A 13,602-nucleotide genomic window follows, 5' to 3' on the forward strand; every position below is an offset into this window, starting at 1 on the left:
AGTCGTTTTGACGTAAACGAAGATTTTGAAATTTTAAAATAATGTTGAGGTGAAGATTTTATATTGTCAAAACTTGGCCCCAATGAAAACTATTTTTAATAGGAACATTATAATTCGTTTTAAAACGAAAGTCAAGCCTTTGCTCTTTTTTTATTTACTTTTGCGATTGAAAGCGGTATTATGTAAATAGTATTTTTCTAAAGAAGGTGAAGTATGGGACGCGGAAAATTAACGCCACAAGATTTAGAAGACATGAAAGTGATCTCCTCCAATATTCAGCGCCTGCTGGCAGAAAGCGGCATGAAACAATCTCAATTAGCATCTGTTCTCAATATTCCCAAAAGCAGCCTCAACGAATACGTCAAAGGGCGAACGCTGCCAAAGGCCGGAAATATTCAAAAGATTGCTGATTATTTTGGATTGCAGAAATCTGATATTGACCCTAGATTTTCAAAAAGATCCGGCTCTTCTGTCCTCGAAAAAATTACCTACACCGCTCGGCAGCTGGATGCAAAAAGACAGCAAAAAGTCCTTGATTTCAGCCAACAGCAGCTGACGAAACAAAGGCAAACCACAGAACTGCCTGCTCAAAAGCACTTGGTCGACAGGCAAATTTCAAAAGATACGGGCGGCGCTGAATACCAGGAAATTGTTGATAAATTTATTGCGGATGAAATAAAGCATCAGGATACTGTTCGTTTAGACAGTATTAAAAAAGCCAAGGACCTCTATCAGGCCTTGGGGCACAGTTACGAGTCTATTGTACTTTACGGGGAAGTCTCAGCCGGAACCGGCATTTGGGTCGGTCATGAAAAACAAGAAACCATTAACTATCCGGCGCCTATCCCCAAACACGATATCGCTCTCAGAGTAAACGGCAACAGTATGGAACCTCTCTTTTACAACGGGGAAGTCATCTTTGTCAAGAAAACACAGGAGATCTACCACGGCCAGTTTATTGTTGCCATCGTTAACAATGAAGCCTATCTCAAAAAACTCTACAAACAAGACCATGAGATCAGGCTGATTTCGCTCAATCCTCATTATGACGATCTCATTTTGCAGGAAGATGATGACATTGAAATTATCGGCACCGTTATCACCTGATAAACTTTGTACTTAACAGCCAAAACTGCAGCATATGCGCTGCAGTTTTTTTGATGATAAAAAAAGAAAATCCGCAGATTCTCTTTTTTCCCTTGAAATATGGTTTCACAAAATCACATAAACCATTATGAATATATTCCTTGTGGCATTGGAACCATTCGAAACAACACAGCTCTAAAACAGCCATCATAAAAAAGCCGTTTAGCCTCTTTGTTTTGGAACCATTCGAAACAACACAGCTCTAAAACATGAAATTTATCGCTTAGCATATGCGGACAGTTTTGGAACCATTCGAAACAACACAGCTCTAAAACGGTCGGATAATACGAAACGGACACTGAACAGTTTTGGAACCATTCGAAACAACACAGCTCTAAAACGCCGCGGTGTTTATCGACACGACATCATCTGTTTTGGAACCATTCGAAACAACACAGCTCTAAAACTTGTTTTTCAAAAGACCTAACTCATCTTTGGGTTTTGGAACCATTCGAAACAACACAGCTCTAAAACTTATGCTCATACTTGGCAGTACGGTTTGGTGTTTTGGAACCATTCGAAACAACACAGCTCTAAAACCTATCTTTTTGAATATAAATCGTTTCGGTAGTTTTGGAACCATTCGAAACAACACAGCTCTAAAACCTCGTGGACCAATTTTCGTCTCGAAATTTCGTAATCGCGCCATTCATCTCAGCCAGATTTCAGCTTCAAAATGATTCCTTTTTAAATGTTTTAATTACTTATATTATACTCAAAAAAGCGCTAGAAATCAAGCTTTCCAGCACTTTTATTCTTGTTTCATAATTGTAATTTCTTCTCTAAAGCCCTGGTTAATACCTCAGAATAATTCACTTGATCACGATCTGCCAATCGCACCAGCCACTCAGGAACTGTGACATTTTTCCGAATAGCTTTATTATTTCTAAGGTAGGGACTGGGATCAGCCTGAATCAGGCTAACAAAACCATCCTCAACAGATATTTTTCTTATATCACTCGGCTTAGGCAATTTCATTCCCTCATCCAGATAAGATGCCAGCACACTTTCTAACATTTGACGAGCATTCTGCATAGCTTCTTCCAAGTCTTCTCCCTGCGTACCGCCGCCAAATTCAGGAAATTCAACCCAATATCCTTCTTCTTCCTTATGAAACATTGCCGGATATGTTTTCAGCATAGCTACTCTCCCTCTATCATCGCAAACCTAAATCTTTTAAGATTTTCTTTTCAAGCCCAACTTTAACTGATTGATTCCCATGAATCGGAATCGTCACAATATAAGGTATGCCATCTTTCTTGAACTGATGATGACTCCCTCGTACTCTAACCTCTTTCCATCCATTCTTTACAGCCAGCTTAGCTAATTCTTTTCCAGTTAAGGGCAAACTGCTAACCTCATTTCTATATTATACGCATTATACGTATTTGTCAAGTAATAATAAAAGACAGTTCCCCATTTAGGAACTGTCTTATTATTCGTATTTAGTTATTGCTTTCTATCATTAAAAAATAGTCTTCATCTAAAACATACTGCGTAAAACCATCAATTTTGTGCGGTTCAAGAAATAGAACATTCATATTAGACAAGTGAATATATTCCAGAATTTGAGCTATTTCTTCCTTCTGAAAATACGACAAAGAATTGATAAAAACCAGAATTTTCTTTTTACTTAAATATTTATAAACTTGAAGGATTTCAAACATTTTTTCAAAAATAGTGTCACTTTTCGTTTCAATTTTAACACCTAAAGCCTTGATCAATTCTAAAATAGTAATTTCATCATACTCCAAATCTAATTCATTTTCTAAGCATTCATAAGCAATTAGCTCTGTAATAGTGTTAGCCAGCTTATCAATCATAGACTTCACTTCCGGCTTCTCATTAAACTGATTTTCTAAGTCAGCGTGAACCAGCTTCAAGAGCGACGGTGCATTGACATCATAGCCTAGAATATCTGTCACAAGCATCAGCTCGGATACTTTTAAACCTTTCAATTTTTCATCAAATAATTTGAGCTCACTGTCTTCGTCATATTGATACAGACTTTTTACGATTTGAGCAAAAACCTGCACATCTTCTATGACTAAAATCGTTGTTCCCTCAAGCTCAATCGGTTCATCTAATATTGGAAAATTAAGCTTCATCCAAGAAGTCCTCCCCCAGAAATACCAGACGTGAATCTGAATTAGAAATACTGGTATTGCGCTCACCGTTGAGATAAATCATGCGGGCAAACTGCTTTTCAGTCACTGTCAGCAAAGTGATGCTGCCCTTTTTAGGGTTATTTTCTTTCAAACGAGCAATCATTGCTGTATTGGCAGAGTTATTCAAAAGCAGCTTGCTGTAAACGGAAAACTGATGCATGGTAAAACCTTCGCTCAGTAAAAACTGCCTAAATTTACGATAAGCTTTGCGTTCCTCAGCAGTATCTGTTGGCATATCAAACATTAAAATCATTCGCATATATCGGTAACTCATATCCTAAACTCAGGAACTCCTTTCCCATCATTATTCAGCGCCTTAATCACCTTCTTGGTATAATCACTGACAATATTCGTCAGGTACATCTCTTTATTATTGTAAAGATAAGTATCCGAAAACATACTGAACAGCTCACGTTTTATTTTGACAAAAGTGCTGTTTCGATTTTCATAAACAATACGGTCAACGATCGGACGGAAAGGTTCCATAATATCACTGGCAAAGTTAAACTGATTAAACTGGTTAACATGCTTGAGACCAAACTGTGTCATGCAGCCAGACACAACTACTTCACGCGCAAACATGCTTAAAAGCAGAGTATAACCATAGTCAAGACCTGCATTGATATCATTATCTTGTTCCCTGGAAAAATCGTTACCAAATAAGGTATTAAAATAAATCCTCGCAGAATGTCCTTCTCTATTGCTAGGATCAAAAGGCTCTAAGCCATGGTATAAATCCATAATGGACTGGGATTTTTCAAAAAAAGAACATTCTCCCAAATAACAAGATTGGTTCAAAATCTTTTGTGCAATAATAGTCGTCCAAACATCGCATTTCACTTCTTCTGCCCAAGAAATCTGATGACTCAGCTGCAAGCTGGAATCGTGACGCGCATAATAAGGCATGAGCATAGCTGTTGGCAGACGTTTATCATCACAAAAAATGACTAAAATATTCTCATCAACCAAGCGTTTCATTAACATGGTTGATAAAACAATATCCGTTGTCTCAAGTAATAAGATGTCAATTTCAGACAGATGAATCATCTCTGTCTGATAAGCATCTTTAAAAATCAAGTGATTGTTTTTGTAAGACAACTTAGAATGCGTATTAACAACCACTGTTCTCCATCCTGCCATCAGTCTCCCCCTAATTTACTAAGATCAATCCGCGTTTCGTAAAGACCAGTGATAGATTGGTGGATGAGGGTGGCGTTGAGAATTTCAGTAGTTGAAGTATAACGTTTTCGATCGATGTTCTTATCAAAGAATTTAAAAGCAGCTGGTGCTCCTATAGCAGTAAATGTTAATAAATTGATAAATGAACTTGCTAATTCTTCGACATCTTTACCATTATTTTGTGCATATAATTCTTTTATCTTTTCTAAATTTCCTTCTGCCAAAGTATACTTTTTAGAAAAGTTTGACACTACATCTAACAATTCCTTAAATTCATCACTATATTTCTCAACATAACTTAAATGTTCTGGTTCATCAACTTTATGAATGTTTTTAGAGTGATAAAGTAATGTTTCTAAATGGTTTGGCAAAACAATTTCATTTCCCTTTTGAAGCTCTCTAGCACTTGCTAATAACCGTCTTCTCCCATTTTCTAGTTCAAATAAACTATATTTTGGCAACTTTATAATATTTTCTTCTTGAACATTTTGATAACCTTTGCGTTTTAGGAAAGCAATCGGATTTTCTTCAAAAGTCGTTCTTTCCATGATAGTAACACCAACTAGTTCTTTGACTGTTTTCAATTTCTTGGATTTGCCTTTTTCAATATCAGCAACAACTAAAATAGAATAGGCAACAGTTGGGCTATCAAATCCTCCGTATTTTTTAGTGTCCCAGTAAAAGTTCTTCGTTTTCCGGGGAATAAGCTTATTAGAGTTACCTTTGGGTAAAATAGATTCTTTAGAAAATCCTCCCGTTTGTACTTCTACTTTTTTCACAATATTAGCTTGTGGATAAGAAAGCACTCTTTTGATATTAGAAATATGCTCATCTTTTTTCCAAATAATCTCACCATTTTCATCGGTACGGACATCATCTTTTTTAAAGAAATTCATTATATTTGAATAGAAAAATTTTTTAGCAGTTGCTTTATTTTCTTTATGTCCATGAAAATGAGGATATTCACCATAGACAAATTCAGGCTCTAACTGTGGATAAACACCTAGTAAAGCTTTTCCTACAATTGCATTTAAATAAGCATCATGAGCATGGTGATAATCATTAATCTCACGCACTTTGTAGAGATCAAACTCTTTACGGAAGTTAGATACCAGATTGGATTTTAGAGTGACTACTTTGACCTTACGAATCCGTTTCTTATCTTCATCAAATTCTTTATTAAAACGTTCATCAAGAATACGTGCTACATGTTTAGTAATTTGACGTGTTTCAACTAATTGACGCTTGATAAAACCAGCTTTATCATCATCAGTTAAACCACCTCGTTCTGCTTTGGTTAGATTATCGAATTTACGTTGGGAAATGAGTTTCGCAGAGAGAAGCTTACTCCAGAATGGTTTCATTTTATGAACAACTTCTGCACTTGGTACATCATCCGATTTTCCACGGTTCTCTTTTGAATTGGTTAATACTCTATTATCAATAGAATTATCCTTAATGAAAGCTTGTGGGATAATATGGTCAATATCATATTGGCTTAGATAATCAATATCCAGCTCTTCCCCAGTATACATGTCTCTTCCGTTTTGCAAGTAATAAAGGAACAGCCTATCATTTTGTAACTGTGAATTATCAACCGGATGTTCTTTAAGAATTTGACTTCCAAATTCTTTAATAGAGTCTGTCAACCCTTTTAAACGTTGCTGCGAATTTCGCCGACCTTGATTTGTAAACTGACTTTCACGCGCCATTTCAACCACGATATTTTCAGGGTTGTGCCCCATCACTTTGACAAGTTCATCAACAATCTTTAGGCTCTGTAAAATTCCCTTTTTGATGGCAGGGCTGCCAGCAATATCACTAACAACTTGATTTAAATCATCGGTTTCTCCGATAACCTGTGCCTTAGCAATTTCTTCTTTGAAAGAAAGGGCATCGTCGTTAATCAGCTGCATAAAATTACGATTGCTATTGCCATCATCAATGAGATAATCAAGAATTGTTTTTCTGCTTTCTTTATTGCGAATACCATGAATTAACTTAGCTGATAATCTTCCCCAACCAGTGTAATGGCGCCTTTCCAGCTTTTTCATTTGTTCTTTGGTCAATAAATCACAGTAGTTTTCTAGACGTTTCCGAATCATTTCTCTATCTTCAAATAGCGTTAAGTTCAGTACAATATCCTCTAAAACCTTTTCATTCTTCGGATTATCGAGAAACTCCTTATCTAAAATTTTACGCAAGTCATGATAAGTTCCATAAGAGGCATTAAATGCTTTATTTTCTTTATCCAGACCTGTTAAATCAACAATACGGAACTCATCAAATTCTTTTTCAAGGAAGTTCATCAATTTATCTTTAGTTACTTTTCGATAAACCTTAAAGACACCATCAAAGATTTCTTGCTTCATATTGGCATCAAAAAATGATGTTTTCCCTTGCTCTGTCTTATATTTGACCTTTGTTAATTCATTGTAAACAGTAAATTTTTCATATAATAAACTATGCTTAGGAAGAACCTTTTGATTTGGCAAATATAAATCATGATTGGTCATGCGATTGATAAAAGCTTCAGCAGAAGACTCCTTATCAACAATATCGTCAAAATTCCAAGGTGTAATTTTTTCATTTGATTTTCGGCTTAACCAAGCAAAATCACTATTGCTCCGTGCTAAGGGACCGACATAGTAAGGAATACGGAAAGTCAATATTTTCTCAATCTTATCCTGATTCTTTGCTAAAAATGGATAAAATTCAGCCTGTCTGCGAATGATGGCATGCATCTCTTGAAGATGAATCTGATGCGGAATGGAACCATTATCAAAGGTACGTTGCTTTCTCAGAAAATCTTCACGATCAATTTTATCAAGAAAATAGTCACTTTCCTTAATATTATTTAATAGACCTTTAAGGTATTTATAAAAAACTTCTTGATTTGTTTTTCCATCAATATAACCAGCATAACCGTCTTTTGAAACCTCAGAAAAAACTTCATTATATTTATCTGGTAAATTCTGACGGATGAATTTCTTAAACTGAGCTAAATCAATCTGATGTTCTTCGTAACGCTGAATCATCGAAGCAGACAAAGGTGCCTTGGTGCTAACGTCAGTAACAGTTAAAATCCCTGATAAAAGAATGCTGTCATATAGTTTCTTAGCTGATAAAAAGAGCTCTGCGTAATCGTCTCCAATTTGAGCTAATAGTGCTTCTAAATCCTCTTCATAAGTATCTTTAGAAAATTGAAGCGGTGCTTTTTCTTCTAATTCAAAATGCTTTTTAAAATCAGCTTGATTCCCAACAATTAATTTTAGAAACTCTGCAAAACGACCATTAGATTTTTCATTAGGAAAGAGTTTTAAAACCCTATCTTTCTTAGCAGATTTACTAATTTTATCAGTCAGAATTTCCTCAACTTGAACATCTTGTTCTTGAAGCGGGCTATTCTCAAAAGTACTATCATAGACCGTTAAAAATTCTTGAAATAATCTTTGTACACCATTATTCTGTGTATCAAATTCTCCCTCAATTAAAAAATGACCTCTAAACTTAATCATATGTGCCAAAGTCAAATAAACCAAACGTAAATCAGCTTTTTCTGGAGTATCTGCAAGATATTTTCGTAAATGATAAATGGTAGGAAACTGTTCATGATATTTCACTTCATCCACAACATTTCCAAAAATAGGATGGTGGTCTCCTCGCTTATCTTCAGCAACAAGAAAAGAATCTTCTAAACGATGGAAAAAACTCTCATCAACCTTATTCATTTCATCTGAAAAAATATCTTGTAAATACAGCAAACGATTTCGCCGACGTGTATAACGACGGCGTGCTGTACGTTTCAAGCGTCTATCTTCCGCAGTATTTCCACTATCAAACAATAAAGCTCCCAATAAATTTTTCTTAATGTAATTTTTGTCTGTATTTCCCAGAACTTTCATCTTCTTGGCAGGAACTTTGTAGTCATCTGTTATGACAGCCCAGCCGACAGAGTTGGTACCAATATCAAGTCCAATAGAGTAAGGCTTTTTCATCAAATTCTCCTTCAAAAATCTCTTGCAAAATAGCATTAAAAATTGTAAAATAAATGTGTTGGAATTATTCGAAACAACACAGCAAGTTAAAATAAGGCCGTGATTTTTAATCCAGTCCGTACACAACTTGAAAAAGTGCGCACCGATTCGGTGCTTTTTTATTTTATAATCCCAATATCTAAATCTAAAATTTTTCCGTTTGTCATAAAGAACTCCCTTTTATTTTATGTAAGCGCTTCTATTATACCACTATCTATGAAATATTTTAACAATATAAACGAAAAAATACAGAAATATTTCTGTATTTTTTCAATTAGATATATTGGGTAAACTTTAAAAGGGTATGCCTACTTTTCTTTTAAACTGCCAGTCAGATTGATAAAACGGATAAAGTGCTGTAAGCTGCCGGCCAGGCGGGCAATGAGATCAGGGTCATTGATTTGACCGTTTTCGTCAAAAGCGGCTGAGGCGTTTTTCAGAAAGAAAGGCTTATCAGCCATGACCCATGCTTTTAAACCGGGAGCTGCGAGAACTCGTTTCAGATCTTCTTGAGCCTTTTGCGGGATATGCCCGTCAAGGGAGATTCCAACAAGCATAATCGGTTTATTTTCAAAGGGGCTCTGCTGGCGGGAAAACCATTCTAACAGAGATTTGAGATTAGGCGTCAGGCTGTGATTGTATTCTTCTACGGCTAAAATAAGGCCGTCTGCAGCTGAAATGCTGCTCTCTAATTCTTCTAAGATAGGATATTGATCAAAGCTTTCATCTTGATTAAAAAGGGGAAGCATCTCCAGTTGAATCGTTTCAAAATCAACTGCCAGTCCAAATCGCTCTTGAATAAAAGCCATCAATAAATGATTATAGGAAAAAGAGGTGCTCGTATCAACAATTCCCAGCAGTTTCATTTTTTTCTCCTTTGCACCATGATTGTTTTATTATACACAAAAATTTGGCCAGCTCCCAGAATTTGATTTGAGGAATAAAAAACGAAACAAAAGATGTTAATCTGATGTTTCGCTTGTTTGTTTTTATTCTGTCCGCAGTGCTTCTACTGGGTCCTTTTTAGCGGCCACGCGTGATGGCATAATGCCGGCAAAGACGGTCAGCAAAATCGAAATGGCAATCAGCACTACTGCTGACCAGACAGGCAGAGAAGAGATACTGCTGATATCCAGCAGATTTTTGACAATCATATTGATCGGAATATTGAGAAGGAGGGTGATCAGAATCCCAAGAATACCGGCAATGGCTCCTTCAATGACGGTTTCTGCGGTAAAAATGCGCATGACATCTTTTTTAGAAGCTCCCATCGCACGCAGAATACCAATTTCTTTGGTCCGTTCGAGAACTGAAATATAGGTGATAATACCAATCATGATAGATGACACAACCAGTGAAATAGCTACAAAACCAACCAAAATATAAGTAATGGCATTGATCATTGTAGTAACGGATGACATCATCAGGCCAATCGTATCCGTGTAATGGATGACTTTTGATTTTTGCTTATCTTTTTTGACCTGCTTATTATAATCACTAATCAAATCTTTAAGGGCTTCTTTATTTTCAAAAGAATCCGCATAAAAGTTGATGGTTTCAGGATTAGCGGTGTCTATAATGCCGATTTTTTCTAAATTGTCATCGTAGGTAGCAGTCGCATTTTCATTATAGCGATTGACATAATCTGCCATCTCCTCTGCTGACATTGAAGCCAAAGCAGCTCCCTGTTCTGCGCTTAAATTATCAGATGAGAAGGGCTTGCCGGAAGCTGAAAAATCCTGACCGGTAAAGATATTGCGCTTCTTATTGGCCAGCTGCTCTTTGGCAATGCTGCTGGCATTAATCTTTTCAGAAATATAGTTGGTTAATTTCTGGCTGTAGCCGACTCCGCCATTGGAACTGCCTGAAGCAGTCCCATCCTGAGGTTTGACAATACCCACAATTTTAATCGGTTCAGCTGCCTGTACAACCTTTTTCATATAAGCATCATTATCAGAGCGATCAACCCAGATTCTTCCTTCTTTTTGATAGACATCTGAATTGACAACCAGCTTATAGCTTTTACCGACTAAATCGGAGTACTTATAGCTGCTTTCTTTGGTATTTTTCAGATCTTTGCGGTTGTTTAATTCGCTGACGTCCTTAATTCCCAGACTGTAGAGGACATAATCATCGATTTTGTCATCTTCGTCTGCTATGAGAACAACTTCATTATATTTTTCAGGCAGATGACCGTTAACAACTTGATATTGAGAAGACAGCATTTTGGCATTTGACGACAGTTCCTGCCAAACATTAAGATTGGACAGCAAAACCTGAATGTTGCTGCCGGCATTTTTCACTTCCTTGCTCAGATTGCTGGGATTAACCGGTCTGACACCTTTAGAAGTATCAGTTTGATAAATTCTTGGTGACAGCTTATAAGAATACTGGATGTCCTTAGTGACCTTGCGGAATTTGCGGGAATGCTTTTCAATATAAGATTTAAAGGAAACTAGATCATTATCCACAACCTGAGTTGAAATCAGATTTTTCAGGATATTATCACTTTTAATAGTCTTCTTGTCTGATTTCTTCTTGTCACTGCTGCTTTCTTCATTGCCGGCTGCAAGCAAGCCCATAAAGTTTTCATTGGAAGATTTTTCAATCGATAAGGGATAAGCAACTAAGGTATCTTCCTGAGTTTTTGCGATGTATTTTTGTGCACCGTTTGAAAGAGATAAAATCAGGGCAATTCCAATGATACCAATAGAACCTGCAAAAGCGGTCAGAAAGGTTCGTCCTTTTTTGGTCAGCAAATTATTAAAGGACAGTGACAGAGCTGTCATAAAAGACATCTTGGTTTTCTTAAAATCAACTGCTGACTGATCGAGGTCCTTATCGTGATAAGGATTGCTGTCATCAATAATCCGGCCGTCCAAAACCCGAACAATGCGGTTAGAATACCGCTCAGCCAAATTCGGATTGTGAGTTACCATGATAACCAGACGTTCCTGAGCAATTTCTTTAAGCAAATCCATGATCTGCAAGGAAGTTTCCGAATCCAAAGCCCCGGTCGGTTCGTCAGCCAATAAAATATCCGGATTGTTAACTAAAGCACGCGCAATAGCAACCCGCTGTACCTGGCCGCCCGACATCTGACTGGGCTTTTTCTGGATATGATCTTCTAAGCCGACACGTTTCAAAGCTTCTAAAGCGCGGCTGCGGCGCTCTGACTTGGAAACACCTGACAGTGTCAGTGCCAACTCAACATTAGCAAGTGCTGTCTGATGTGAAATCAGATTATAGGACTGAAAGACAAAGCCAATCGTATTGTTGCGATACCGGTCCCAGCCCCTATCTTTAAAATCTTTGGTTGACTTACCGTTAATCAGCAAATCACCAGATGTATATTGATCTAAACCGCCTATAATATTCAGCAGGGTCGTTTTCCCAGATCCGGACTGCCCCAAAACAGAGACAAACTCATTGGCCCGAAAATTGATACTAACATCATCTAAGGCTGTCCGCTTAATCCCCGCTGTATCATAGATTTTAGTAATATGTTTTAGCTCTAACATGCACAGCTCCTCATTAAATAGTCATATATCATTGTAAGGGTTTAGGCCGAAAACTGCAACGAAAAACGTTAAAAAAAGTCTGTCCCACGCTAAATACATCTAAAAATCACTCAGGTATCAAAAAAAGCAAGTCCTTAGGACCCGCTAGAGCTCATTTTGCTGTGCCTTTGCCGCCGAATTTTCCATAAAAGACTGCAAAAAACAATTTCATAGATAAGGAAAAAAAGCAGAAAGCAGTGCAGGAAGAAAGACTCAGGCAAGATATAAATCACAGGATCAGTGTAGGGGTTAAAAAGCCAGGTGCTGTCTCCGGCAAATAAAACCTGATGGAAAAGCGTAAAAAACGTGTTAAAGCCAATAAGTCCTGCAACCACCGTAAACAGAACAGGGATAAGAGCGCAAATTCTGAGCGCCCGCCTGTACAAAAGACCATAGCCCTTTTGAATACTATTTTTCATAAACATCAAAAAACTCGGCAAACTTATAAGAGCAGCCAGCTGAGCCAGATGAAAGAGCAGCTTGACCTGTTTAAAATGGTGGAGGCCGTCTTTAGAAGAGGGAAAATCCGGCATAGACAGCTGCCAGTTAAAAGGATTTGTCAGATAAAGCATGAGACGGTTGAAATTATAGTGAATCTGACTGCTTTTCATATAAACCGTTTTCTCTAAGTTCAGCCAGGAAATCTCCAAAGGATAAAAAAGCCAGACGAAATAAATAGTTGCTAAAATGGAAAAAGACAGTAAGAAAAGGATTGTCAGTCCGAAATGCAGCCTATTTTTCATCGAAATCCCACTCCGCAAGACTCGATAAGACATAATCCGGCTGAATTGGCAGACCGGGCACCTCTTCTGCTTTGGTAAAGCCTGTTGTCACTAAAAGGGTAGCAATATCATTTTTGATGCCGGCTGTGATGTCCGTCAGGTAGTTGTCACCGACCATGAGTGCCTCGTGGCGCTTGACACCCAGATGCTCCAAGGCTTTATTCATAATAACAGCCTCAGGTTTACCGATAATAATGGGTTTAACCCGTGTTGCTTTTTCTAAGAGCGATAAGATAGCACCTGCTCCCGGCAGGAGGCCCCTTTCAGTAGGAATGTTAAGATCAGGGTTAGTGCCGATAAAAACAGCTCCTTTTTGAATAGCCAAGGTAGCTACCGTCAGCTTTTCGTAAGTCAGCTCTGTATCCAAGCCCACAACCACATAGGCTGGATTGCTACTGTCATGGGCATATCCCGCCTCAGCCACTGCTGTCTTCAGGCCGGTCTCCCCGATAACATAGGCTGTTTTGCCGCGTTTCATATCATTCATATAATCAATGGTCGCTAGGGTCGCTGTGTAAATAGTTTTTAGCGGCGTCTGAATATTAAAAGAAGTCGCCAGCATCTCCTGCACCATTTCAGGAGTTCGAGTTGTGTTATTGGTTACTAGGATATAAGGGATCTGCCTCTTTTGCAGCTCTTTCACGAAGTCTTCCCCTGCAGGGATTCTGTCCTTGCCCTTATAAATCGTACCATCCAGGTCAATCAGATAACCCTTATATGCCATTCGTTT

General features: G+C 37.6%; 11 protein-coding genes and 1 CRISPR repeat array. Of the genes, 1 reads left to right on the top strand and 10 read right to left on the bottom strand.

Annotation, left to right across the window (positions count from 1 at the left end):
* Positions 1-213: 213 nt before the first annotated feature.
* A complete protein-coding gene (locus AC4HAN_RS03760) occupies positions 214-1,107 on the top strand; it encodes an XRE family transcriptional regulator (protein WP_491091261.1) in 894 nt (297 codons plus the stop codon).
* Between the two features lie 145 nt (positions 1,108-1,252).
* A CRISPR array of direct repeats spans positions 1,253-1,752; the repeat unit is 36 nt; unit sequence GTTTTGGAACCATTCGAAACAACACAGCTCTAAAAC.
* Positions 1,753-1,908: 156 nt separating this feature from the next.
* Here AC4HAN_RS03760 and AC4HAN_RS03765 read toward each other — a convergent pair.
* From AC4HAN_RS03765 to AC4HAN_RS03810, 10 genes are all read right to left on the bottom strand, one after another.
* Positions 1,909-2,286 carry a type II toxin-antitoxin system HicB family antitoxin gene (locus tag AC4HAN_RS03765; RefSeq protein ID WP_491091262.1) on the bottom strand — a complete coding sequence of 126 codons (378 nt, stop codon included), beginning with the start codon at positions 2,284-2,286 and terminating at the stop codon, positions 1,909-1,911.
* 16 nt (positions 2,287-2,302) lie between these two features.
* Positions 2,303-2,494: a type II toxin-antitoxin system HicA family toxin gene (locus AC4HAN_RS03770; protein WP_491091263.1), complete on the bottom strand. Its 192-nt coding sequence runs from the start codon at positions 2,492-2,494 to the stop codon at positions 2,303-2,305.
* A 97-nt stretch (positions 2,495-2,591) separates the two neighbouring features.
* Entirely contained in the window at positions 2,592-3,254 is a 663-nt protein-coding gene (gene csn2, locus AC4HAN_RS03775; protein ID WP_491091264.1) for a type II-A CRISPR-associated protein Csn2, read from the bottom strand.
* On the bottom strand, positions 3,244-3,588 hold the full coding sequence (cas2, locus tag AC4HAN_RS03780; RefSeq protein WP_491091265.1) for a CRISPR-associated endonuclease Cas2: 345 nt from the start codon (positions 3,586-3,588) through the stop codon (positions 3,244-3,246). The genes csn2 and cas2 overlap by 11 nt, the downstream gene beginning before the upstream one ends.
* Entirely contained in the window at positions 3,585-4,454 is an 870-nt protein-coding gene (cas1, locus tag AC4HAN_RS03785) for a type II CRISPR-associated endonuclease Cas1 (RefSeq protein ID WP_491091266.1), read from the bottom strand. The genes cas2 and cas1 overlap by 4 nt, the downstream gene beginning before the upstream one ends.
* Positions 4,454-8,491, bottom strand: coding sequence for a type II CRISPR RNA-guided endonuclease Cas9 (cas9, locus tag AC4HAN_RS03790; RefSeq protein WP_491091267.1), 4,038 nt, complete (start codon positions 8,489-8,491; stop codon positions 4,454-4,456). Before cas9 ends, cas1 begins: the two co-directional genes overlap by 1 nt.
* 347 nt (positions 8,492-8,838) lie before the next feature.
* Positions 8,839-9,396, bottom strand: a complete 558-nt coding sequence (locus AC4HAN_RS03795; protein WP_491091268.1) for an NADPH-dependent FMN reductase — start codon at positions 9,394-9,396, stop codon at positions 8,839-8,841.
* A 123-nt stretch (positions 9,397-9,519) separates the two neighbouring features.
* On the bottom strand, positions 9,520-12,051 hold the full coding sequence (locus tag AC4HAN_RS03800) for an ABC transporter ATP-binding protein/permease (protein WP_491091269.1): 2,532 nt from the start codon (positions 12,049-12,051) through the stop codon (positions 9,520-9,522).
* Between the two features lie 134 nt (positions 12,052-12,185).
* Positions 12,186-12,833 (bottom strand): TIGR01906 family membrane protein, encoded by a 648-nt coding sequence (locus tag AC4HAN_RS03805; protein WP_491091270.1) that lies wholly within the window; start codon positions 12,831-12,833, stop codon positions 12,186-12,188.
* Positions 12,823-13,596, bottom strand: coding sequence for a TIGR01457 family HAD-type hydrolase (locus tag AC4HAN_RS03810; protein WP_491091271.1), 774 nt, complete (start codon positions 13,594-13,596; stop codon positions 12,823-12,825). The genes AC4HAN_RS03805 and AC4HAN_RS03810 overlap by 11 nt, the downstream gene beginning before the upstream one ends.
* Positions 13,597-13,602: the final 6 nt, after the last annotated feature.

Source organism: Streptococcus sp. ELY_86 (genome assembly GCF_058314495.1).